The organism is Companilactobacillus halodurans, from assembly GCF_009600995.1.
GTDB lineage: Bacteria > Bacillota > Bacilli > Lactobacillales > Lactobacillaceae > Companilactobacillus > Companilactobacillus halodurans.
Genome location: NZ_VDFO01000026.1, coordinates 12,856 through 36,439 on the forward strand (window position 1 = coordinate 12,856; position 23,584 = coordinate 36,439).

The window sequence follows — 23,584 nt, forward strand, 5'->3', positions numbered from 1 at the left end:
ATAGTATAAACTTTTGGTTAATACTATATCAATTTATAGATTCTTCTAATTTCTTTTTATCCTCGTATACTGGTATTTGTAATCAAGAACGAATGCAGCGGAAAGGAAATGAGGATAATAAAGACTAAAGGAATACTTAGTACGCTTTTCTTTGTAGCAGTTTTGTTGTTTATCAGTTTCACAGTGGGTTCCAAGGCGAGTGAAATTGTTCAAGGCAGCTCCCAAAAAGAAATATCGACCAAAAATGTAGTTGGTACTTGGGTTAATCATCACGATAAGAATTTACATCAAAAAATCACCTTCACTAAGAATCATAAATGGCATGAGAATCAACATGATATAAAGAATATCTATTCCGGACATTGGAAGATTATTGGCAAGCGAACTATTAAGTTGACGCCGTATAACGAAAAAATAGTTTTTGATAAAAATAATTTCCACCAAATAAAGGTCGTAAATTATCATCACATTTTAAATAAGAAAAAATAACTAGGAGGACATTAATATGTCAGTAAAAAATAAAGTAGTTGTAATTACAGGAGCATCATCAGGTATTGGAGAAGCTACTGCTAAATTGTTAGCAAGTAATGGAGCTAAAGTTGTTTTAGGAGCAAGACGAGAAGAGCGTTTACAAAAAATCAGTGAAGAAATTAATAATGATGGTGGACAAGCTACTTATAAAGCCACTGATGTCACAAAGCCCGAAGATTTAAAGTCATTGGTAGAATTAGCCAAATCAAAATTTGGTGCCATCGATGTTATCTTCAATAATGCGGGAATCATGTTGACTTCACCAGTTAGTGAATTGAAAGTAGACGATTGGAATAAGATGGTCGATGTTAATTTGAAAGGTGTTCTTAATGGTGTTGCTGCAGTAATGCCAGACTTCACGGCTCAAAAACATGGTCAAATCGTAACTACATCTTCAGTTGCTGGTTTGAAAGGTTCAATTGGTTCCGGCGTTTATGGAGCAACTAAATTTGCGGTCAGAGATTTGATGGAAGTAATCCGTATGGAAAGTGCCCAGGAGAAAACTAATATTAGAACTGCTACTTTGTATCCAGCAGCTATTAATACTGAATTGTTGAAACACATTACTGATGACAATTCCAAACAAAGAATGGATAAATTTTATCAAGCCGTTGGAATCACACCTGATGCAATTGCACGTGTAGTTAACTTTGCAATTGATCAACCAGAAGATGTCAACGTTAACGAATTTACGATTTACCCAACTAAACAAGGCTAATTTAAAGGAGAATTTATGCAACGAGTAATTTTATTAGGTGCAACAAGCAATATTTCTAAGTATTTGATTCCAATGTTATTAGAAGAAACTGATTGTGAATTGACGCTTTTTGCCAGACAAGCTACCAAGAGGTTGACGCAGTATCAAGATAATCCACGAGTAACTTTGATTGATGGCAATTGGAATAATCAAGCTGATTTAGACAGTAGTATCGTTAATCAAGATATTGTCTATTTAGCCACCGGACATTTTATTGAAGCTAATGAAAATGTTGTTTCAGCCATGAAGAAAAATCACGTCAACAGATTGATTGTTGCTGGTGGTTTAGGGATTTATGATGAAGTAGCTGGTAAATTTGGTCAGTGGAATGCCAAAATGATGGGTGATTACACCGGAATTAAAAAGGCTGCAGCAGTTATTGATAATAGTGGCCTGAATTATATGTTCTTTAGAATGAGTTGGTTATACAATCAAGACAATAACTACAAATATCAAATTGTTCCTCAAGGAGAACCACTGAAAGGAACACAAGTAACTCGTCAAGCAGTTGCTAGATTGATTACAGATATTGTAGAAAAACCAACCTTATATAAAGCACAAAGTATCGGCGTTGTTGAACCAAATACAGAATGGGATAAACCATCTTTTTACTAAGGAGTAATTTATGGAAATTAATGTTGATTTAAATAACAGTTATCTACCAGATAAATATACTAAGTATTCCGATACGAAAGTCAGTGGTCAACCAGTAATATCTTTTCCAATTGAACTTGAAAATATTTCTCCAGACACTAAGTATCTGGCTATCAGTTTGATTGACTATGACGCAGTCCCACGGACGGGATTTCCATTTATTCACTGGTTAGCAAGCGATATTTCTGTGACAGAGATTATTCCAGAAGATTTCAGTCGAAAATTTTCTGGTCCGCAGGGCAAGAACAGTTGGTATTCACGCTTTTATGAATTGGATGATGAAAAAGTTATCAATCATTACGCTGGACCAACGCCACCGGACAAGCCTCATAATTATACGTTGACAGTTTATGAATTAAACAGCGCTACAGAATTAAAAAATGGCTTTTTCTACAATGAATTCTTAGATGCAATTAAAGATAAGACCATTTCTCAACAAGAAATTAAGTTACCAGCTAAAAACTAGGAGTAAATAAATGACAAAAGTTACATTAACAATTAATAATCAAAAATTATCAGCCGATTTTTTCGACAATGATACGTCCAAAGCTTTAATGGAACAGTTTCCTTTGAATGTGACGATGATGAATCTTTATTCACGTGAAATGACTTATCGTTTTAAAGAAGCTTTACCCGCAAAAAAAGCTAAAACTAGTGGTTATGAGGTCGGAGATATTGCTTACTGGGCACCTCGCCACAGTTTTGTGATTTTTTATAAGCAAACAGGAGAAGTTATTGGCGAATTGCAAAAAGTAGGCCACATTAAATCGGATGTTTCTCTTTTTAACGGTCTTGGTGATACCAAAATCAAATTTGAATTGGAGGAAAAATAAGTGACCAATGTTCTAATCCTTGGAGCTTACGGGAAAATAGCCCGAATCGTCGAACAAAATTTGTTAAATAACCCTAACTATCAACTGACATTATTTTTGCGCAATGCTTCGAGATTGAATATGAAAACAGCGACTAATGTTAAGGTCGTTGAGGGGGATGTTGCTAATAAAGCGCTCCTAGAAAAGTATATGTCTGGTCAAGATGTGGTTTATGCAAATTTAAATGGTCAAATGGAACGTTGGGCTCGAAATATTGTTCAAGCAATGGATGCCTCTCAAGTAAAACAATTGATTTGGATTACTGGATCAGGTCTTTATCATGAAGTTCCCGCTCCATTTGGATCTTGGGTCGAAAACTATGTTGGACATGAATCAAAAGAAGATACTAGACGTGGTGCTAAAGTGATTGAGACTAGCGACTTAAATTACACAATAATTCGTGCAGCTTACATGATAAATGCTGATGAAGTTGACTATGAATTAACCAAAAAGGGAGAAACTTTCAAGGGGACGATGATTTCACGTAAGAGTATCGCTGATTTTGTTGTGAAAATTATTGACCATCCTGAAGAATATATTCATGGAAGTTATGGTATCAGTAAACCAGGGACGGATGATAAATTACCTGAAATTCGAATGATGGAACACGATTTATAAGGATTACTTTTTTAGAAAAATTAATTTAAAGTGCAAAGTATCCCACTATTATCACCAACCACATGAAATAATGGTACGTTCCAATATTTGACAACGCTTACAAAAGATAATATATTTAAAGGTGTAGAGAAAATTTAATATCTTTTATTAGGTTGGTGGTATAAATGTCAAAGGTACTAATTGTCAACTCTGGTAGTTCAACTTTTAAATGGAAGCTGTATGGTTTGCCAGACGAAAACGTTATTTCTGAAGGTATGGTAGATCGCCTCGGCCAAGTAAATTCTGTTTTCGAAATTAATTTTAATGGAGACAAGATTCGTAAAAATGAAACAATTTTAACTCATGAAACAGCTGTAAAAGAAACTTTACAAATGTTGTTGAAGATAAATGCTATAAAAAGTTTAGATGAGATTTCTCGTGTGGGACATAGAGTCGTTGCTGGAGGAACAATCTTTAAGGATTCAGTTGTAATTACACCAAAGGTTGTCCAACAAATCAGTGATCTTTCAGAACTAGCCCCATTGCATAATCCTAGCCAAGTTGCTGGAATCAAAGCTTTTGAGAAACTCTTGCCAAAAGCAATTCAAGTGGCTGCTTTTGATACATCGTTTCATCAAACGATGAAGCCAGTTAACTATTTATACAGTGTTCCTTATGAATACTACAAAAAATATGGCGTAAGAAAGTTTGGTGCTCAAGGTATCAGCCATCGATATGTTTCCAACATGGCGGCCGATTATCTCAATAAGCCAATTGAAGACATGAAGATTATTTCTTGTCATCTCGGTAGCGGCGCTTCAATCGATGCCATTTCCGGTGGCAAATCAGTTGATACTTCAATGGGTTTCACCCCTGAATCAGGACTTACTATGAGTACACGTGCTGGTGATATTGATCCATCATTAGTTGCATTTTTGATGGAAAAGTTGAAAATCGACAAAGTCGAAGATATGGTGAAGATTTTAAATAATGATTCAGGACTTTTAGGACTTTCAGGTCTATCGCCAGATTTGCGCGATTTGTTGGCAGTTAAAGACACTAATGAGAGGGCTAATATAGCTATTCAAATCTACGTTAATCGCATTGTTAAATATATCGGTTCATATATTGCCTTATTAAATGGTATTGATGCTTTAATTTTTATAGCTGGAACTGGTGCTAATAATCCTGAAATTCGTTCTATGATCGTTGATAGCTTTAGATATCTTGGAATTAAACTTGATAAGAAGACCAACAAGGAAAGCAAGGGTATCAATAAAATCAGTGCGAAAGATTCAACTTGTGATGTTTTAGTCATTCCAACTAATGAGGAATTGATGATTCTAAAAGATGTTATTCGTTTAACAGGAACAACTGATGAAAATGATGAACAAGTGATTGAAAAAGAAGAAGTTACTAATTAATTTTAAAAAATAAGCTTCAGTAAATAGTCACATTGAAAGTGGCAAATTTACTGAAGCTTTTTATGTTAATTATTTTTCCAGAAATTCGATGAAGAGTTTTTGATAGATATCGATAAAGTCAAGAAACATTTGTTTATCAAGACTTTCATTAACTTGGTGTGGGGTATCGTTACCGGGACCAGCAATAATAAATGGGAAATCTTGAGGTTTTCCTTGAACTAAGTTTGAAGCATCAGTGACAGGAGAGATAGGTCCAATTTGAATGTCATCAGTTGCATATGGCTCCATCAATGTTTTGATAGCCTTAACCAAATAATTGTCGGCGTTCATCAAAACAGGACTTTCATTCATATAAATGTCAGTACTTATTTTTGCACCTTGATTATTGTATTTATTCATTAAATTATTTAATTCAGAAATAATTTTATCGTTATCATATTCAGGAATTGTCCGAGCATTAACTTCAGCTTCAGCATAATCGGGAATTGAGTTCACCTGAGTACCGCCCTTAATCAAAGTGGTATTAAAAATCAAAGGTCCCATCGTTTTTTGAGAAATTTTGTCGTCACGGAAAATTTTGTTAGCATCAAGCAATAGTCCCATTAAAGCATCAATAGCGTTGAAGCCATTCTCAGGCATTGAACTGTGACTAGCTTTACCCTTGGAGATGAACTTAATGTCCATTGATCCTTTTTCACCATAACCAATGTTATATCCGGAAGGTTCAGCAATGACTAAACCGTCGACATCCTTCATATAACCATCTTTTAAGAGATAACTCGAGCCTTCTTCACCAACTTCTTCACCCATGGTTGCCATTAAACGAATCGTTCCTGATTTTGGCAAATTTTGGTGATGCAATTCAATCATGGTGATGATTAAAGCTGTGAGACCAGATTTCATATCGGTGATGCCACGACCAAATAATTGACCATCCTTTTCGGTCATTTTAAAAGGATCAGTGTTCCAATCATCGCTATTACCGGCTGAGACGACATCCATATGACCAGAAATTCCTAAAACAGGTTTGCCAGAGCCAATTTCAGCTACTAAATTAGCGCGGTCACCGCGAACCTCTTTAATATCTGATTTGATATCGTACTTAGCCAACAGCTTTTGTAGATAAGTTGCGACCTCTTTTTCGTGGTCATTGACAGATTTTATTTCGATTAAATCTTTTAAAATATTTAAACGCTTTTGTTCATCTAAAAGTGCCATAATAAACTTCCTTTCACCAATGCAATTCTTCTTTTAAGATTAACATTATTTTACAAATTGTATGGATTTTAACTCTTGAAAAAAGTCCCTTTTTAAATACTCAAAAAAGCTGTTATATCGGGATTCAAATTAATTTTTGATTAGAAGATTTAATGATTGATGCCTTAGAAGTGGAATCTATTGAGAATTTCATGATTTTTGAAAATATTGGATACGTAAAACTAATTTCAGAGCCTACTTTTCTTCTAATTTATTATCGTTAGATTTCTGTTATTATCCTATTAGAAGAAAGAAGGTAAATTATGGAACATCCCAAAGTAGCAGCTGATTATTTAGAACCGGCCTCATTTTTTGATATTTATAACGAAGAAGATTTTTTCTTGAACAATTGTTTATTAAAGGGTGAGTTTATCGACCAAGAGAAAATTCAACGTCCTACACTAGAACAAGTAGTCGTCAATCACGTTACTTTTAGTTCATGTGACTTCAATAGAGCAGATTTCACCGATGTCATTTTTAAAAGTTGTGATTTATCTAACTGCCAATTAGATGAAGTAAGTTTTTATCGAGTTGAATTTCAAAATTGTAAACTGATAGGGACAAATTTTGACCAATCATATTTCAATAATGTCGTTTTTGAGAACTGCCGGATGGATATGGCAAATTTGAATCGAATGAATCTAAAAAATACAGACTTCGTTAACAGTTCTTTGAAGGATGTCAGTTTCAATGAAAACAAACTAGTTAAGACTCATTTTAGAAATTGTGAACTTACTAAACTTACAGCCCTCAACACGCCACTAAAGGGCATCGACTTGAGTGATTGCCAGTTCGAGACCATAGATTTAGATAGAAATTATCTACGAGGATTGCAAGTGAATGCTGAACAGGCGGGCTTTTTAGCCCAATATTTCCTAGACATCAAGATCAAATAATTGGATTTGGTCTTTTTTTTAATCTCTTCGGTTGACAAATGTAAACTAGAAGATTACTATAATTGACGTAGATTACATTTGTAAACAACAGTTGAGGAGGCAAATATATGACAAGAATAATCGTTTTAATCGTCGGTTTAGTAATTATTGGTTTTATTCTCTGGTGGTTCTTCGGCAAACACCAAGTAGCACAAGCCACAGCCAAGGTTTCTGATGATAACCAAAGCGTTGACGTTGAGGTCAATGGTGGTTATTCACCAGAAGTTATCACTTTGAAGAAAGATGTTCCGGCAGTTTTGAACTTCACGAGAAAAGATGCATCGAGTTGTTTGGATCGAGTTGTTTTTTCTGATTTTGGTATCAACAAGGAATTACCACAAAATGAAGAACAAAGCATTCAAATTGATACATCTAAACCCGGTGAATATCAATGGGCTTGTGGAATGGATATGTTCCACGGCAAGTTAATTATTAAGTAATAAATTTCAATAAATAAATGGATTAATGAGGAGAAAAGATTATGGCTAAGTCACAAAATGTACAAAAGGTTAACGTAAATGTTGCAGGTAAGTATGAACCAGAGGTTGTTAATTTAGAAAAGGGCGTTCCCGCAGAACTCACTTTTACTAGAACTAAGGACCAAGGTTGCTTAGATGTCGTTCACTCAAAGGATTTGGATTTTGAAACAGAGTTGCCACTAAATGTTTCGCAAACAGTTAATATTCCAACTGATAAGAGTGGCGAATTCGACTTTAGTTGTGGAATGGACATGTTCCACGGAAAGGTAGTGATTAAATAATGACAATTACTAAGCGTTTCTGGATTGCGCTGATCTTCTCAATCCCAATGCTGATTGGTATGATTTTGATGCCATTTGGCATAGCTTTGCCAGGTGGCGCTATTACACAGTTTGTTTTAACGACAATCGTTATGTTGGTCGCTGCCCGTCCCTTCCTGCAAAGTGCTTGGGCTTCATTTAAAAAGCATCATTCCAACATGGATACTTTAGTAGCGATAGGAACAGCTACAGCCTACATCTACAGTGTTTATGCGATGTTGACGAACCAAGCGGTTTTCTTTGAAAGTGCCGCTTTCGTGGTTACTTTCGTACTTTTGGGACAAGTCTTTGAAGAGAGAATGCGTAACAATGCTTCAAATGCCATCGAAAAATTGGTCGATTTACAAGCCAAAGAGGCTGAAGTATTGCGTGATGGCAAACTAGTGAAGATTCCACTAGAAGAAGTTGTCACAGGTGATTTAATCAAAGTAAAACCTGGTCAAAAGATTGCTGTTGATGGTGTTATCACTGACGGCAGTTCGACGGTCGATGAATCGATGGTCACTGGTGAAAGTATGCCGGTCGCAAAGAAAGTCGGCGACAAGGTTATTGGTTCAACAATGAATAGTAACGGAACTTTCATGTTTAAAGCACAAAAGGTTGGTTCCGATACGATGCTTTCCCAAATTGTCGAGTTGGTTAAGAAGGCTCAAAATAGTCACGCTCCAATTCAAAATTTGACTGATAAAGTTTCTGAGATTTTCGTTCCCGCTGTTTTGATTTTATCAATTGCGACGTTCTTAGTTTGGTACGTTTTCCTCGGTGCTACGTTAGCTAATGCCTTGATCTTTGCGGTCTCCGTGGTTGTTATCGCATGTCCATGTGCTCTAGGTCTTGCTACACCAACTGCTTTAATGGTTGGAACTGGTCGTGGTGCCAAAATGGGTATCTTAATCAAGAATGGTGAAGTTTTGGAAGAAGTTAACGATGTTAAGACTGTTGTCTTCGATAAAACTGGTACTATCACCAAAGGTAAGCCTGAAGTAACAGATATTATCGGTAACGAGAACCAAGTTCTAAAAATCGCTGCTGCTTTGGAAGAATCTTCAGAACATCCTTTAGCTACTGCTATTTTGAATCGTGCTAAAGATATTGCGGCTCCAAAAGCCAGTGATTTCAAGGCCATTGAAGGTAAGGGTGTCTCAGCTGTTGTTGATGGCAAAAATGCCTTTGTCGGAAATGATAAATTACTCGACGATGTAAAAATTGACGATGATTTAACTTATAAGATGACTCGTTTACAAGATGAAGCTAAGACAGTTGTCTTTGTTGGATTAGATAATAAGATTATCGGTTTGATTGCTATTCAAGATGCTCCTAAAGAAACTTCTAAAGAAGCTATCGCTACTTTGAAGAATCGTGGTTTGAGAACAGTTATGTTAACTGGTGACAATCAACGTGTCGCTAAAGCTATTGCCAAAGATGTTGGAATTGATGAAGTCATCGCTGACGTCTTGCCAGGTGACAAAGCTGACCACGTTGAAGATTTGCAAAAGAATGGTAAAGTTGCCTTTGTCGGCGACGGTATCAATGATGCTCCAGCTCTAACAATGGCTGATGTCGGAATTGCCATGGGTTCAGGAACTGATATTGCCATTGAATCTGGTGGTATCGTCTTGATGAAAAATGATCTTCGCGATGTTGCTAAAGCTTTGGAACTCAGTCGCAAGACCTTCAATCGTATCAAGTTGAATCTTTTCTGGGCCTTTGTCTACAACGTCCTAGGAATTCCAGTGGCTGCCGGTTTGTTCTATGCTATTGGTTTGACTTTGAGTCCTGAATTAGCTGGACTAGCAATGGCCTTCAGTTCATTGTCAGTTGTCACAAGTTCAGTCTTGTTGAATAGAGCTAAGATTTCAACAGGTGATAATGTCAAAGTCGCTTAGAAATTGAAGAATTGTTAGCATGATATCTCAAAACTCCATATCCTTTTGTATAATTGATAGTTACGGATACTATCAGTACCAACAGTTGTGTATTTCAATTAAATATATTGAGACATAAGCCTTGATTTAAAAATAAGAACGAGATGATAATTCTAATTATTGGAGTTATCATCCCGTTCTTTTGTTTTAAATATAGAAATTCAAATGACTTAAAAGCCTCTCAACTACTTAAGAATTTTAGTGATTCATTCAAGGACAAATAAAAATCGACTTTTGAGTTCCTTGAAGAATTTCATAATGATTCAGCTTTTTCTTGAACATATTTTTCAGTTCCATCAGCAATAGCTTCTTTATAGTAGTCACATTTCCATCTTATTTCATCCAAGGTTCTATGCAAATCTTCAATCTGAGAATTGACTTGTTTTTCTCTGTCTAAGAAGAATTCAAGGCGTTTTTTTAAAGTGGAATCACCTTGCTCAATCAATTGAATATATTTCTTTATTTCTTTTATCGGCATGCCAGTCCTTTTTAAACATTCAATTGATTGGATGGTATGAATATTAGATGAACTGAAAATTCTTTCGCCATTATTATTTCTGTTTAGATTAGGAATAAGATTCTGTTGATCATAGTACCGGATTGTTGGTTTAGTTAGATGAAACTTTATTGCTACTTCATTAATTCCATAAAATTTCATAATAAATATACTTCCTTATTCTTGCGTTAAAGTGCACTTTAATGTTTATACTGTATCGTATCAAGAATATTGGAGGAAGTAAATATGAGCTTAAAAGATAAAGTAGTTATTATTATGGGTGCATCAAGTGGTATGGGCGCTGCTACGGCTAACCTACTAGCCCAAGAAGGAACTAAATTGACAATTGCTGCACGAAGATTAGATCGTCTAGATGAAATAAAAGCTAATAATTCCGGAGCCAGTATTTTGGCCATGAAAGCCGATGTAACTAATATTGATGATGTTAAAGCAGTAGTTGACAAAACTGTTGAAACTTATGGTCGAGTTGATGTTATGTGGAATAATGCTGGAATAATGCCTGTCAATGAGCTCAGAAATAGTGCTCGGACAGAATGGGATAATCTCATAAATATTAATATTCACGGTGTTCTCAATGGGATTGATGCTGTTCTACCAACAATGATTAAACAAGGTTCAGGCCATATTATTTCAACAGATTCCGTTGCTGGCCTAGTCACTCATGCTAAATTCGCTGTTTATGCCGGAACCAAAGCAGCTATTCGCTCTATCATGGAGGGACTTCGTCAGGAGGAAGGTAAGAATGGTATTAAGTCCACAACCATTTATCCTGGTCAAGTTGCAACTGAACTTGGAAATTCGATTAATAATAAAGCTTTGCGTAAGCAGATTTCGTCTGATATTAAACAACCATCGATGACTGTTCTTAAACCTGAGGAAATTGCTAAAACAGTATCATTCATAATTGACACACCTGCAAACATGTCCATCAATGAGTTAGTTATTCGTCCAACTGCAGAATTATAGATAATAAATAGTGGATGATAGTTGAAATAAGATAAAACTCGAATAATTTTTAAACGGCTGTATTCTAGTATTTACCTGAATTACAGCCGTTTAGTGTATCTAATTGACCTTTATTATTGAGTGCACCAGACGTATAAGCCGTTCTTTGGTCCGTATAGACAATGGTAGTTGCGTTACTAGTGATTTCAAACGTCTTTTTATCAATATTATATGATTTACAAAATGCTTATTTAGATAGATTGGAAGAATAAAAAATCTTTGAGAATATTAAATTTACCCTCCAAAAGTGTCTTGTTCTAAGCATAAAAAATCCTTCTATGAAAGCCAGATGAATTTATATTATTTCATCTGACAACCATAAAAGGATCAGCTCAATTGATTATCAGGCCTATTTTGCTAATGTCTATTTTTAAAAATAAAGAATTTCGAAAGAATATAGTTACCAATAATTGCTAAGATTTGACCAACAATTTTTGAACCAGTTCCATTAGCACTAAGTAATGAAATACCGACCCAAAGCGTGGCACTTTCAATTAAGTAAGTTAATATTCTGGTTCCATAAAAGACCAACATTTCAGCCAAAGCGGTATTGGATTTGTGGCGAAAGACGATGATTCGATCGACCCAAAATCCGACTTGAACCCCTAAGAACCAAGCTATAATGTTAGCAAATTGATAATTTAAATGAAACATGTGATAGAGAATGAAAAAAGTACCAAAATTTACGATAACTGAAATTATTCCCCACAGTAGATAACGAACGGCTTGTTTGCCGTTGCTTTCTTCGACTGGATCTTTTTGTTCTGGAAAGACTGGTTCAGCGTCATTAATTCCCTCAGAAACATCATCGATAGCTTTATCCAATGGAGTTTCTTTAACGTCATTTTTCTTATTCATTATTAATTAAGCTCCCCCATATATTTGCATGTAACTCAATTGTGTCTACTTAAATATTAAACCTTTTTATATATGGGAAGACAAATTTTGTGACTTATTTATCAATTACGACGCTTTTTCAAATATTCTTTGCCATAGTAAACGCCGTAGCAAATAATCAAGAAGGGAATCATATAGAACAAGGCTGAACGCTGATTGGGGTCAAAAACAATCAAGATACAAGACAACAGACTCATAATAAAGGCTGCCCAAGGCACGATTGGATACCAAGGCGTCTTAAATTTCAGCTCCGATAAATCGTGTCCAGATTTGAGAAAATTTTTACGGAAGTTGATTTCTGATAAAGCGATGGCCATCCAAACAATGACTACTGCTAGTCCGGAGATGGACACAAGGACTAAATAGACGGTTGAGGCTGCTACAACGCTTGAGACTAAGGCAAAAATTCCACCAATCATACTCAAACAAAGAGCCAACATCGGAACATCGTGTGAATTAGTTTTGGCATATTTTAAAGGAATCATGCCTTCGTGAGCTAGTGACCATAACATTCTGGTTGAAGCGTAAAGTCCGGAATTGGCAGCTGATAAAATGGCTGTTAAAACGACGAAGTTCATCAAATCGCCAGCAAAGGGCAAACCGATGCTATTGAAAACGAGCACGAAAGGACTTTGATTGACCCCGGCCTTTTGCCAAGGAATCAAGGCTGACATGACAACGATGCTGCCGATAAAAAAGATTACTAGACGTAAAAGAGTCGTATGAATTGCTCGAGGAATATTCTTTCCTGGGTCTTTTGTTTCGCCAGCTGTTACTCCAATCAATTCGGTTCCGGAAAAAGCAAAGTTCACCGTCAACATTGTGGTAAAGACAGCTTTAAAGCCGTTAGGAAAGAGACCATCTTTGAAGAGATTGGTAAATAAAGGTGCGTGAGTAGTTCCTTTAATAGGAATGACACCAAAAATTGCTAAAAAGCCAACGATAATAAAGATGACAATGGCGATAACTTTGATACTGGAAAACCAAAATTCGGTTTCGGCAAAAAAGCGTACTGATAAAGCATTTGAGATAAAAATCACTGCCATGAACAAGGCACTCCAAATCCAGGTAGGTGAATTGGGGAACCATTGACGCATAATTAGTCCTGCAGCAGTAAATTCAGAACCTAAAGCAACTGTCCAAGTCAGCCAATATAAAATGGCGACAGTAAAACCAGTTCCTGGTCCAATGTAGCGGTCAGCATAAACGTGAAAAGATCCTGTTTCCGGCATGGCGACCGACAATTCTCCTAAACACAGCATGACTAAATAGACAACAACGGCACCAATGCCGTAAGCTAAAATCGTCCCGATTGGTCCGGCTTCATGGATGGTATAACCAGAACTCAAGAAGAGCCCGGTTCCAATAACGCCGCCCAAGGAAATCATGAACAAATGTCGTGCTTCCATGTTGCGTTTTAATTTAATATGAGTTTTTTCTGTGGTAGTTTCTGTAGATTCCAACCTTCTCCTCCTTGTGTTACCCTTAAAATTAGAATAAAATTAAAAAAAGTTTAATCCTTATAATAGTCCACATTATTTTGTATAGCAAGATACTAAGAGAAATGGGAGATGTTAGTTTGCGTGATTTGATTTCAGAAGATTTAGAAAATAAAAAGGGTTTGGTAGTCGATGGAGCAATGGCAACCGAACTAGAAAAGCATGGCGTAGAGACAAATAATGATCTCTGGTCAGCGACAGCGCTGATTAAGAATCCTGAAGCTATCACTGCTGTACATAAGAGTTACTTTCAAAGCGGGGCTGATATTGCTATTACTAATACTTATCAAGCCAATGTCAAAAAATTTGAAGAATTAGGTTTAAGTGAAGAAAAAAGCAAGAATCTGATTGTTCAAGCAGTAAAATTAGCTCAAAAGGCACGCGCGGATTATTTTGATGCACTACCTAAAGCAGAACGTCAAAAAAGAGCACCACATCCTTTAGTTGCTGGTAGCGTGGGTCCTTATGGAGCATACTTAGCTGATGGCAGCGAATATCGAGGCGACTACGATTTGACGCAAACTCAATACCAAGATTTTCATCGCCAAAGAATGCAACTGTTAGATTCTGCGGGAGTCGACTTGTTCGCCTTTGAAACGCAGCCTAATTTTGAAGAGGCCAAGGCGTTAGTTGATCTTTTGGTGAAAGAATTTCCAGAACAACACGCATGGCTCAGCTTTAGTATCAAAGATACGGAAACATTGTGTGATGGAACATCATTATTTGAAGCTGTTCATTATTTCGATGAGGTCAAACAACTATCTGCCATTGGAGTCAATTGCACTACTTTAGAAAATATTGAAGAGACAGTTAAGAATATTCGGTCAGTGACTGACAAAAATATTATCGTTTATCCTAATAATGGCGATATTTACGACCCCAACACGAAAACTTGGCAAAATAATCCTCAAGCTGACACTTTCAGCGATTTAGTTCCTAAGTGGCTTGAAGCAGGTGCCGATTTAATCGGTGGCTGCTGTCGGACGACTCCGGAAGATATTCAACAAGTTTCAGAAATTGTTAATTGCTAGACACTATATATAGTAAAATAATTAAAATCTCCTACAAGATGTTCCATGTGAAACATTTGGTGGGAGATTTTTTTGTAATAATCAATAAAAATAAAAAATTTACACATGGTTTACAAGACAATATCTCATTTATACTGGAGTTATAGAGTCAGCTATGATAAGTTTTTTGTAATTAATCAGTTTGATTTTCATTTGATGGTGACTTGTAAATTTTTTCGAGAATATGGAGGGTGCTTTTTTGGAAAATGTTTTGACGATTGCCGGTTCAGATAGTTTGGCTGGTGGCGGATTAGAAGCTGATTTGAAAACTTTTGAAGAATTAGATACATTTGGTTTAAGCGTCGTTACCAGTATCGTTTCGATTCAAAAAAATGGGATTGCTATTTATCAAGAACCCATTTCTGTCATCGAGCAACAATTGGATTCGGTCCTAAATAATTTACCGATTCATTATTTAAAAACGGGTTTGCTAGGGGATTTAGCTACCTTAAAGTTGCTCACTAGTAAATTACGTCAAAGAAATCAAAAGATGGTCGTTGATCCAGTGTTAGTTTTTAAAGAGGGCGATGCGGCCATTGAAAAAGACTATCTAGATTATTATCGTCAAAACTTTTTGCCAATGGCATATCTAAGTACGCCTAACCTAGACGAAGCTGCCAAGTTGAGTGGAATGCACAAATTAAAAAGTCGAAGCGATATTCAATTGGCAGCAGAAAAAATTCAAGCTTTCGGCTGTAAAAATGTTGTTATAAAAGGTGGCAGTCGTCTTCCAGGTGAAATTGCACTAGATTACGCTAAGTTAGGTCAAGACGAGTATTGGTTAGAGGATACAAAAATTTTGACGGGTGCTATTGATGGTGCTGGCTGTACTTTTTCCGCTGCAATTACCGCACAACTTGCTCAAGGCGAATCTTTGATTTCTTCGATTAAATTTGCGAAAGAATTCGTTCATCTTGGGATTGAAAATGGGATTATCGTTAACAAAAAATTAGGCAACGTTTGGCAAGGCGCCTATCGACAAAAGAGGATAAATCATGGGGCATAGTTCAGTTAAAACAATCAGTTTGATTGCAATTTTGACGGCATTAACAGTGGGGATGTCATTGTTAGTCGTGATTCCGATTCCTAATACTAAAGGGATGGTGACCTTATGCGAGGTCGGAATTTTTACTAGTGCCATTCTGTTCAAAAATCCGGTTGGCTTTTCAGTCGGCGCTATCAGTGGCTTTTTAATCGATATTATTTCGGGTTTTCCCGTTTGGTGCCTTTTTTCATTAGTTATCCACGGTCTGGAAGGTTTTGTGGTAGCATATTTAGTACCGAAGGAAGATAAATCCATCAAAAAAATTATTTTGCCGTTACTCTTAGGCAGCATAATTATGGTCGTCGGTTATTGCTTAGCTACTATTTTACTGTTTGGAATAGCCGCCGGCTTAGCTTCAATCATTGGAAATATTTTTCAAGTTGTTTTCGGACTAGTCGTGACGCTTCTAATCGTCAAAAGTCTGGCTAGGTTCAGCAGAGTTATAAATTAAATACTTTGGGGGGATTTTAAAAATGGATTTAGAAAAAATTAATACACAGTTAACAACAATCGTAGATGATGTCTTGGCTGCAGCCAATTTAGAGGAGAATGACCTATTTGTCTTAGGATGTTCTACTAGTGAAATCGTCGGCGGCACTATTGGCAAGGAATCTAGTCCAAAAGTCGGTGAACAAGTCATCAAGACTTTGATTTCTGAATTAAAGCCTAAAGGGATTCATTTGGCTGTTCAAGGTTGTGAACATATCAACCGCAGTTTAGTAGTTGAAAGAAAAGTTGCTAAAGAAAAGGGCTTTGAAATTGTTTCAGTCGTTCCAGCTTTGCATGCTGGTGGAGCAGCCTCAATCGCTGCTTTTAAACAATTTGATGACCCAGTTGAAGTTGAACATGTCGTTGCTCAAGCAGGATTAGATATTGGCGATACTTCAATTGGGATGCACGTTAAGTTCGTTCAAGTACCGGTTCGTCCAAGTTTAGACCAATTAGGTTCAGCTCATGTAACAGCTTTACGCTCTCGTCCTAAATATGTTGGTGGTCCAAGAGCCAATTATGATCCAATTAAATAGAAAATTAAAAAGCCTTTGAGAAGATTTTTCTTTTCAAAGGCTTTTTGAATACCATCGATAACTTTTTTTTATATTCCATTATCGTAAATAAGTATTTAACCAATCTTAGTTTGTTAATTATACTGATTATTAATAAGTAAATAGTTGGAGGTAGAAAAATGGCAAAAATTTTTGTAACAGGTTCAACGACTGGCTTAGGATTTTTGATAGCCAAAGATTTAATAGCTAAGGGTAACGAAGTAATTTTACATGCCCGAAATGACGCTAAAAAGACAAAGGTTGAAAAAGAATTACCAAAAGCAAAGGCTGTGGTTGTCGGTGATTTGAGTTCAATTTCTGAGGTAAAGAGTATTGCCGACCAAGTTAATAAATTAGGGACGATGGATGCCATCATTCAAAATGCGGGCGTCTATAATAATGACTCGAAAATGACTTTCGATGTTAATGTCTTAGCACCTTATTTGTTAACAGCCTTAATCAATAAACCAAAACGAATGGTTTATACTTCATCAGGTATGCATCAAGGTTCGAGTTTAAATCTGGATGATTTAGAAAATGAAACTAGTTATTCATCATCCAAATTACAAGTCATATTATTGATGAAACAAGTGGCCAAAAAGTGGCCTGATGTGGCGGTCAATTCAGTTGATCCCGGTTGGGTGCCAACGCGAATGGGTGGAAAATTTGCCAATGACGATTTGACAATGGGATATACGACTCAGATTGAGTTAGCAACTGCCGAAAAATATCAAAAGACGACTGGTCATGATTTCCATCATTTAAGAATAGCTTCCTATGATAAACGAATTGATGATGAAAAAATACAAACTGAATTTATCGAGAAATTAGTTGAAATGACAGGCATCAAAATACCTGATTAAAAATTTGGTGACAATATCTTTTAATACAGGAATTATCCCGCTTGTGCTATATTTAAAGCGATTTAGTTCAAGGGGGAACCAGCTATGGAAATGATGATTTCAACTTTTATTATCACTTTGGCAGCAGTCATCAGTATTTTTTTGGCACAAGCCTTTCAAAAAGTATCAGTTAGTTATTTTAGTATGCTGATTGGAGGAATTGTCGCTTTAATTCCTGCTTTAGGGAATCATATTGAGAATTTTAGCTCAGAAATATTTATTGGCTTGATTGTTGCACCATTGTTATTTTTTGAAGGACAGGCTACTAGACTGAATTTAGTTGGCAAAGAATTCAAGCACATTGTTCAAACAGCACTCTTTTTAGTTGTTTTGTGTATGATAGCAGCTGGATTTAGCGTTTGGTTCATTGGTGATTTGAGTTTGCCGCTAGCTTTTATTTTGGCAGCAATCAGTACCCCAACTGATGCGACAGCCTTGGATTCAGTGAGCAATGGTTTAAAAACCCCGAACACAACTGGAACTTTTTTAAAATTGGAGTCGCTTTTCAATGATGCGACCGGTATTATTTTGTTAAATATGACAGTTTTATGGTATGTCAACGGCTATATCGATTATGGAGAAACGATTTTAGACTTCTTGATTTCTGCTGTTGGTGGAGTTTTGTTTGGTTTCTTAGCAGCTTTTGTGATGGTTTTATTTCGTCAAGTTTTATTGAGAACTTCGTTTAATTCATTGAACGCGCAAAACATTCTTTATATTATTACGCCATTAATTATTTACTATTTGGCTGAAAAAATTAGTGTTTCCGGGATTATTGCCGTAGTCTGTGCAGGATTAGTTCACAACGCTGAAGCTCAGCGGACTAAATTGACGAATGCACCTCAAGTTCAACAAGGTTTTGGTTTGGTTTCAATGATTACCGAAATTTTTAACAGTATGGTCTTTGTGATTTTAGGATTCATGTTCGTTAAAATTCTTAGTGATGAAAAGATTACTACTAATTCTTTGAATTGGATTTTTATTGGGATAATCTTATATCTGGTTAGTTTAGTGATTCGTTATTTCTATGGTTGTTTACGACTAAAATTGAAGAATCGTTCAGCTTGGATATTCTCATTAGGCGGCGTTCATGGAGCCGTGACGTTAGCCTTAGCCTATACTTTAGCTGAGGCCCACGTGAAGACGGGTGATTTCAATTTAGTTTTAATGTCGGAAAGCGTTTTGATAATTTTGAGCTTGATTGTGCCGACAATTATTTTTCGATTTATTTTGCCTAAAGACGTTTCCAATACGGAAATTTCGCAAGAGGTCACGCAATTGCGGCAAAATATGGTTCATCGAGCAGTCGAAGCTGTTAATCAGATGTATCTGCCTGACAATGTGAAGCAATCGGTCATTTATGATTTGAGAAGTCAAAAGCAGCGGACAAAAACGAAGGATTTTATGAAGGCCTGGTTAGATGTAGTCAGACATCCAGAATTTACCGGACCTGAAAAGGAATTGGAAATGCGAGCATTTATGAATGCTTTTTCCAAAGAGCGGGCTTATTTAGATATGATTTCGCAAAGTGAAATTAAGTATCAAGATTATGTTTATGACTTATATAATGAGGTTCTTTTAGCGGAAACTTTGGTGATTGAACCCTTAAAAGAAAGTGATGATGTTTGAAAAATGCCTTAGTTTCATTGTTATAATAGGCTTCTAAAGAACAACAACTAGTTGGCGAAAGCAGGATCAATATGGAATATAATGACAAATATCATTTAACTAAAGATCAAAATCGTCGTTTTGCTCGCATGAATTTTACTAGACTAGTCCATACGAATGCAAGATTTGAAGGTATCAATACGACACTTCCTCAGACACAAACAATTATGGATGGAATGGGAGTCGATGGCGTTGATATAGATGATATCAATACCATCGTACAGATAAAAAGAGGCTGGCAATTAATTACTGAAAGTGACAAGTCATTGAGTTTAGAATTTGAAAAAAATATCAATAAAATCGTTGCTAAAAATGATGCACTGGTTCCTGGTGAATTTAGATCAGGTCAAGATACAGTTGATATTGGTTTGGATGAAGACCTTGTTCCTGATATGGTAGATATCTCTAAAGAAGAAAAATATTTGAATCAATTAATGGAGTCCAATTTATCAGTAACTGAAAAGTCAATTAGAGTTATGTATCATAATATGCGGGGTCAACTTTTCTGGGATGGTAATAAACGAACAGCAACCCTTATCGCAAATAAGTTGATGATTGATAATGGAGCAGGGTTGATTAATGTGCCTCTTAATTTATGGACACAATGGAACAAATTAATCACTGACTACTATCAAACCAATAAAGTAGATGATTTGTTGAAATGGACATACACTAATGCAATACAAGGAATAGATATAAAATAATATTACACATAAATTTACTAAAAAAAGTCGAGACAATTAATACATCTTCAAATAGATGTAAAAGTGTCTCGACTTTTTGAATAAGCTTTTTAAGCTAATAATTTTCGATTATACCAATAAACTAGGACGATTAAAGGTAAAGTTATCATCATTATAGGATAGAACCATGCTATTGGTAAGAAATTACTGATTAAACCACCAGTAATAGGACCAAGCGACATCCCTAAATCAACTCCGATAAAGAAAGTACTGTTGGCAATCCCGTGTTCATCAGGATTAACGACCATCAAAGCTTTAGCTTGACAGATTGAAAACATCAGACCATACCCAACAGCTAATCCAGTGGTACTGACTAGTAAAAAGAACCAGTTAGTCAAATGAGTTAAACCAATCAGTCCAATAAAATTACCGATTAAACTCATCCATAAAAATTTATGGAAGGGGACTCGGTCAAAGAGATCACGCATTACTAATCGCAAGACTAGTAAAATAACTGCATAAATTGGAAAGAAAATTTCCGCGGAGACATTGAAGTGACGCTGTGCAATATAACTTACGATGTAAGTTTGACTGGCAAAATATGGCAATGAAAATAGCAATAATATGATTGCGATTGGAACAACTCGTGGTTGCACAATCCTTAATTGGTGCGGTTTAGAAGATTTAGAACTTTTCGTAGGTAAGCCTTTATTGGTCACGAATTGAATCATGATTATTAATAATAAACTGCAAGTTGCTGCCACCCAAAAAGCTGATTGATGACTGACATGTTGGTAAAGATAAATACTGATTGCAGGACCACAAGCCATACCTAGAGCATTAGCTAAACCATAGATTCCCATTCCGGCACCAACACGAGTGGGTGGGAGTAAGTCAGCAATCCAAGTCGACATACAAACAGAACAAAGAGTGTATCCTAATCCATTAATAATTCTTAAAAAAGTTATTAAAGCAATATTAGTCGTTAGACTGTAACTGAAATTAGCAATCAGTAAAAAAGAAGCCCCAATCATGGTCAACTGATATTTAGAAACTCGATCAGTTAAATTTCCCGCGATTGGTCTTAAAAGTAATGAAGTAATATTCATAATTCCAGCAACTAAACCGGCGATGGCACTAGTAGCACCAACGCTTTGTGTGAATTGAGCGATAATCGGCGTAATTAACATCGAACTCATCATGTAAAAGAAACTGGCAATTAGAACTAAGACCACATTAGGTGTGTATAAACGATCTTTCATAATATGATTCACTTTCTAGAACTTAAAAAAATAGTGATTATTTCTCCAAATCCCGCTTAATAGATTGATGTATCAAAATGCGAGGATTCTAAATGAATTAAGAAGTCTTTTGATACAGCATGATTTCCATTATATTCCAAATTAATCTGGCAATGAACCTTTCACTAAAAGAAAGCGTTACTTATAAGAAATGAAAGCTCTCTAATAATTTAAAATATAATGCAAAAAAGGACATAACCGAAAATCACGGTAATGACCTTACAATTTAGTGAAGAAATATGTTTTTAGAAAGTGTCGTTAACTAGCTTGTTGGTCAGGATTCTTAAAGGGTCCTTTGACATTTACTTTAGTACCAGAATCAATCAAAGCCATTTTGAATGTCTTCTTATTGATGGTAAAAGCTAAAAGATTATTTTCATCGGGAATCTGGGCAATCGTTAGACGTTGATAATTATTTTTGACCCCCATGGTTTTGCTAAAAGAAACGAGATAATAATCGCCAATTTCCGGAACGTTTTCTAAATGTTCCAATTTGATAACCAATTGATTAGTATTTTTGTTTATTTTACGATTTTCGACCACTGTTCCTGAAACCTTTTGGATAGTTGAGTTAAATAGTGTCATAATTCATGCCTCCCATTATTAAATAAATCAATCTTCAATTTAGATAATAATACTTCCTAAAGCTAGCTTTATGTCAAGAAATATGCAAAGTTAATAATAATTGCATTAATCAGAAATAGCTGTTACTTTAATAGGTGCAATATGCACGTAAATTAAAAAACATAAAAAGAAGGAATTTATATGAAAGCAGCAATCGTAAAAGGGGCAGGAATCAATCCTGTTTATGCAACATTTAAGGAACCAGAAGCAACAAAAGATGAACTTAAAATTAACGTTTCAGCAGCGGCTTTGAGTAATTTTACTAAAAACCGTGCTTTAGGAAACCACTATTCTTCGACTAATGATTTTCCAATTATCGCTGGAGCTGACGGTGTAGGAACTACCAGTGAAGGTAAACGAGTATATTTTCTAATGCCGACTGCACCATTTGGATCTTTAGCCCAACAAACTATCGTTAATAAAAACCTAACTGTGCCAATTCCTAAAGATTTGGATGATGTTAGTGCAGCAGCTATTGCTAATCCAGGAATGTCATCTTGGGTCGCTTTAGTTTACCGAGCCCATTTTGAAAAAGGACAAACGGTTTTGATCAATGGTGCTACTGGAAGTGCTGGCAGTTTAGCAGTTAAAATTGCTTACCATTTAGGTGCTAAAAAAGTTATCGTTACTGGACGCAATGCGAAGAAGTTAGCTAATTTAGGAGCCGATGCAGCAGTTTCATTTGATATGATTGCTGAAAATGGTGCCACTGAATTTGCGGAAAAATTGAATCCATACTTCAAAGAAGGAGTAGATGTAGTCTTAGATTACTTGTGGGGCGATAGTTCTTTAGCTATCATGACAGCTCTTGCTAAAGCGGGTAATAAGAATAAAAGTCGCTTCGTCAGCGTCGGTGCTGCTAGCGGTCAAAATGAAATTAGTTTGCCTTCAGCATTATTACGTTCTTCAACGATTGAAATTCTTGGCAGTGGCGCTAAGAGTGCCTCGATGCAAGAATTATTAATAAGTATTAAGGATGTCTTTGAATTTGCAGCGACAGAAAAAATTTCCATGCCAGTCAAGACTTATCCACTAACAGAGATTGAGGATGCTTGGAACGCACCAACCCAGCCACGTGTCGTTGTTGAGGTGAAATAAGTTAATGGAAGAAGAAATCTATAAATATTTTGTAAATATCCTGACTTTCTTCAATCGCACTGATCGGGATAAAAAATTAATTCAAGCAGCTGGCGTCAAGTTAGAAGCTACCTCATTACAAGCGTTTATCAGTATCGGGAGGATGCAGCCAACGAAGGTCAGTGATTTGGCAAATGTTTTGGGCAAGAATCATTCCAGTACCAGCCGACAAATTGATAAGCTGGAACGAAATGAATTAGTTGTGACCCATAATTCAAAAAAAGATTCTCGGATTCGAGAAATTTATTTATCACAAAAGGGTGAGCAAATAATAAAGAAAATCAATGCGGCTAGATCAGAGACGATGCAATCAGCTTTTGATAATTGGCAAGAAGCGGATAAGGAAAACTTGCTTTCAAGTTTGCGACACTTGTCTAAAACATTGGATGAAATTGACGATAAATAATTTATGGTTAGATATTTTTACTCAATTCGAGAAATC

At 35.9% G+C, this 23,584-nt stretch carries 27 protein-coding genes; 21 read left to right on the forward strand and 6 right to left on the reverse strand.

Annotation, left to right across the window (positions count from 1 at the left end; genetic code table 11):
* Positions 1-108 precede the first annotated feature (108 nt).
* From FHL05_RS07675 to FHL05_RS07705, 7 genes are all read left to right on the forward strand, one after another.
* Entirely contained in the window at positions 109-489 is a 381-nt protein-coding gene (locus FHL05_RS07675) for a hypothetical protein (RefSeq protein WP_153384925.1), read from the forward strand.
* A 16-nt stretch (positions 490-505) separates the two neighbouring features.
* On the forward strand, positions 506-1,249 hold the full coding sequence (locus FHL05_RS07680; RefSeq protein ID WP_153522402.1) for an SDR family oxidoreductase: 744 nt from the start codon (positions 506-508) through the stop codon (positions 1,247-1,249).
* 15 nt (positions 1,250-1,264) lie between these two features.
* Positions 1,265-1,903, forward strand: coding sequence for an NAD(P)H-binding protein (locus tag FHL05_RS07685; protein ID WP_153384927.1), 639 nt, complete (start codon positions 1,265-1,267; stop codon positions 1,901-1,903).
* Positions 1,904-1,913: 10 nt separating this feature from the next.
* A complete protein-coding gene (locus tag FHL05_RS07690) occupies positions 1,914-2,408 on the forward strand; it encodes a YbhB/YbcL family Raf kinase inhibitor-like protein (RefSeq protein WP_153384928.1) in 495 nt (164 codons plus the stop codon).
* A gap of 10 nt (positions 2,409-2,418) precedes the next feature.
* A complete protein-coding gene (locus FHL05_RS07695) occupies positions 2,419-2,775 on the forward strand; it encodes a cyclophilin-like fold protein (protein ID WP_153384929.1) in 357 nt (118 codons plus the stop codon).
* Positions 2,776-3,432, forward strand: a complete 657-nt coding sequence (locus FHL05_RS07700) for an NAD(P)H-binding protein (protein WP_162000253.1) — start codon at positions 2,776-2,778, stop codon at positions 3,430-3,432. It abuts the gene before it with no gap.
* Between the two features lie 164 nt (positions 3,433-3,596).
* Positions 3,597-4,835, forward strand: coding sequence for an acetate/propionate family kinase (locus FHL05_RS07705; RefSeq protein ID WP_153384930.1), 1,239 nt, complete (start codon positions 3,597-3,599; stop codon positions 4,833-4,835).
* Positions 4,836-4,904: 69 nt separating this feature from the next.
* Here FHL05_RS07705 and FHL05_RS07710 read toward each other — a convergent pair whose 3' ends face one another.
* Positions 4,905-6,053, reverse strand: coding sequence for an ArgE/DapE family deacylase (locus FHL05_RS07710; protein WP_153384931.1), 1,149 nt, complete (start codon positions 6,051-6,053; stop codon positions 4,905-4,907).
* A 302-nt stretch (positions 6,054-6,355) separates the two neighbouring features.
* Here FHL05_RS07710 and FHL05_RS07715 point away from each other — a divergent pair, with 302 nt between their 5' ends.
* The 4 genes from FHL05_RS07715 (at position 6,356) to FHL05_RS07730 (ending at position 9,712) form a co-directional block, all read left to right on the forward strand.
* The gene (locus tag FHL05_RS07715) at positions 6,356-6,988 is read left to right on the forward strand and encodes a pentapeptide repeat-containing protein (protein WP_153522404.1); all 633 of its coding nucleotides are present in this window, start codon (positions 6,356-6,358) and stop codon (positions 6,986-6,988) included.
* 107 nt (positions 6,989-7,095) lie between these two features.
* Positions 7,096-7,467, forward strand: a complete 372-nt coding sequence (locus tag FHL05_RS07720) for a cupredoxin domain-containing protein (RefSeq protein ID WP_153384933.1) — start codon at positions 7,096-7,098, stop codon at positions 7,465-7,467.
* 41 nt (positions 7,468-7,508) lie between these two features.
* Positions 7,509-7,787 carry a cupredoxin domain-containing protein gene (locus FHL05_RS07725; protein WP_153384934.1) on the forward strand — a complete coding sequence of 93 codons (279 nt, stop codon included), beginning with the start codon at positions 7,509-7,511 and terminating at the stop codon, positions 7,785-7,787.
* Positions 7,787-9,712, forward strand: a complete 1,926-nt coding sequence (locus FHL05_RS07730) for a copper-translocating P-type ATPase (protein ID WP_153384935.1) — start codon at positions 7,787-7,789, stop codon at positions 9,710-9,712. Before FHL05_RS07725 ends, FHL05_RS07730 begins: the two co-directional genes overlap by 1 nt.
* Positions 9,713-10,004: 292 nt before the next feature.
* On the opposite strand, the gene FHL05_RS07735 is transcribed toward FHL05_RS07730, so the two are convergent.
* Positions 10,005-10,409: a MerR family transcriptional regulator gene (locus tag FHL05_RS07735; RefSeq protein WP_153384936.1), complete on the reverse strand. Its 405-nt coding sequence runs from the start codon at positions 10,407-10,409 to the stop codon at positions 10,005-10,007.
* An 84-nt stretch (positions 10,410-10,493) separates the two neighbouring features.
* On the opposite strand from FHL05_RS07735, the gene FHL05_RS07740 reads away from it, so the two are divergent.
* On the forward strand, positions 10,494-11,234 hold the full coding sequence (locus tag FHL05_RS07740; RefSeq protein ID WP_153384937.1) for an SDR family oxidoreductase: 741 nt from the start codon (positions 10,494-10,496) through the stop codon (positions 11,232-11,234).
* Between the two features lie 396 nt (positions 11,235-11,630).
* On the opposite strand, the gene FHL05_RS07745 is transcribed toward FHL05_RS07740, so the two are convergent.
* Together FHL05_RS07745 and FHL05_RS07750 are read right to left on the reverse strand one after the other, a co-directional pair.
* A complete protein-coding gene (locus tag FHL05_RS07745) occupies positions 11,631-12,131 on the reverse strand; it encodes a GtrA family protein (RefSeq protein ID WP_153384938.1) in 501 nt (166 codons plus the stop codon).
* A gap of 101 nt (positions 12,132-12,232) precedes the next feature.
* Positions 12,233-13,579, reverse strand: coding sequence for an amino acid permease (locus FHL05_RS07750; RefSeq protein WP_153384976.1), 1,347 nt, complete (start codon positions 13,577-13,579; stop codon positions 12,233-12,235).
* Positions 13,580-13,749: 170 nt separating this feature from the next.
* Here FHL05_RS07750 and mmuM point away from each other — a divergent pair, with 170 nt between their 5' ends.
* The 7 genes from mmuM to FHL05_RS07785 all read left to right on the forward strand — a co-directional run bounded on the left by mmuM (position 13,750) and on the right by FHL05_RS07785 (position 20,101).
* A complete protein-coding gene (gene mmuM / locus FHL05_RS07755; RefSeq protein WP_153384939.1) occupies positions 13,750-14,700 on the forward strand; it encodes a homocysteine S-methyltransferase in 951 nt (316 codons plus the stop codon).
* Positions 14,701-14,938: 238 nt separating this feature from the next.
* On the forward strand, positions 14,939-15,745 hold the full coding sequence (gene thiD, locus FHL05_RS07760; RefSeq protein WP_153384940.1) for a bifunctional hydroxymethylpyrimidine kinase/phosphomethylpyrimidine kinase: 807 nt from the start codon (positions 14,939-14,941) through the stop codon (positions 15,743-15,745).
* The gene (locus FHL05_RS07765) at positions 15,735-16,235 is read left to right on the forward strand and encodes an ECF transporter S component (protein WP_153384941.1); all 501 of its coding nucleotides are present in this window, start codon (positions 15,735-15,737) and stop codon (positions 16,233-16,235) included. Before thiD ends, FHL05_RS07765 begins: the two co-directional genes overlap by 11 nt.
* A 22-nt stretch (positions 16,236-16,257) precedes the next feature.
* Positions 16,258-16,809 carry a TIGR01440 family protein gene (locus tag FHL05_RS07770; RefSeq protein WP_153384942.1) on the forward strand — a complete coding sequence of 184 codons (552 nt, stop codon included), beginning with the start codon at positions 16,258-16,260 and terminating at the stop codon, positions 16,807-16,809.
* 158 nt (positions 16,810-16,967) lie between these two features.
* Positions 16,968-17,690, forward strand: a complete 723-nt coding sequence (locus FHL05_RS07775) for an SDR family NAD(P)-dependent oxidoreductase (protein ID WP_153384943.1) — start codon at positions 16,968-16,970, stop codon at positions 17,688-17,690.
* A gap of 84 nt (positions 17,691-17,774) precedes the next feature.
* Entirely contained in the window at positions 17,775-19,358 is a 1,584-nt protein-coding gene (locus FHL05_RS07780; RefSeq protein WP_153384944.1) for a cation:proton antiporter, read from the forward strand.
* 71 nt (positions 19,359-19,429) lie between these two features.
* Complete coding sequence (locus tag FHL05_RS07785) at positions 19,430-20,101, forward strand: Fic family protein (RefSeq protein ID WP_153384945.1); 672 nt, start codon at positions 19,430-19,432, stop codon at positions 20,099-20,101.
* A gap of 89 nt (positions 20,102-20,190) precedes the next feature.
* Here FHL05_RS07785 and FHL05_RS07790 read toward each other — a convergent pair whose 3' ends face one another.
* Together FHL05_RS07790 and FHL05_RS07795 are read right to left on the reverse strand one after the other, a co-directional pair.
* A complete protein-coding gene (locus FHL05_RS07790) occupies positions 20,191-21,342 on the reverse strand; it encodes an MFS transporter (RefSeq protein WP_153384946.1) in 1,152 nt (383 codons plus the stop codon).
* A 297-nt stretch (positions 21,343-21,639) separates the two neighbouring features.
* Positions 21,640-21,966: a ferredoxin reductase domain-containing protein gene (locus FHL05_RS07795; RefSeq protein ID WP_153384947.1), complete on the reverse strand. Its 327-nt coding sequence runs from the start codon at positions 21,964-21,966 to the stop codon at positions 21,640-21,642.
* A gap of 180 nt (positions 21,967-22,146) precedes the next feature.
* Here FHL05_RS07795 and FHL05_RS07800 point away from each other — a divergent pair, with 180 nt between their 5' ends.
* Together FHL05_RS07800 and FHL05_RS07805 are read left to right on the forward strand one after the other, a co-directional pair.
* On the forward strand, positions 22,147-23,103 hold the full coding sequence (locus FHL05_RS07800) for a quinone oxidoreductase family protein (protein WP_153522406.1): 957 nt from the start codon (positions 22,147-22,149) through the stop codon (positions 23,101-23,103).
* Positions 23,104-23,107: 4 nt separating this feature from the next.
* Complete coding sequence (locus tag FHL05_RS07805) at positions 23,108-23,548, forward strand: MarR family winged helix-turn-helix transcriptional regulator (RefSeq protein WP_153384948.1); 441 nt, start codon at positions 23,108-23,110, stop codon at positions 23,546-23,548.
* Positions 23,549-23,584: the final 36 nt, after the last annotated feature.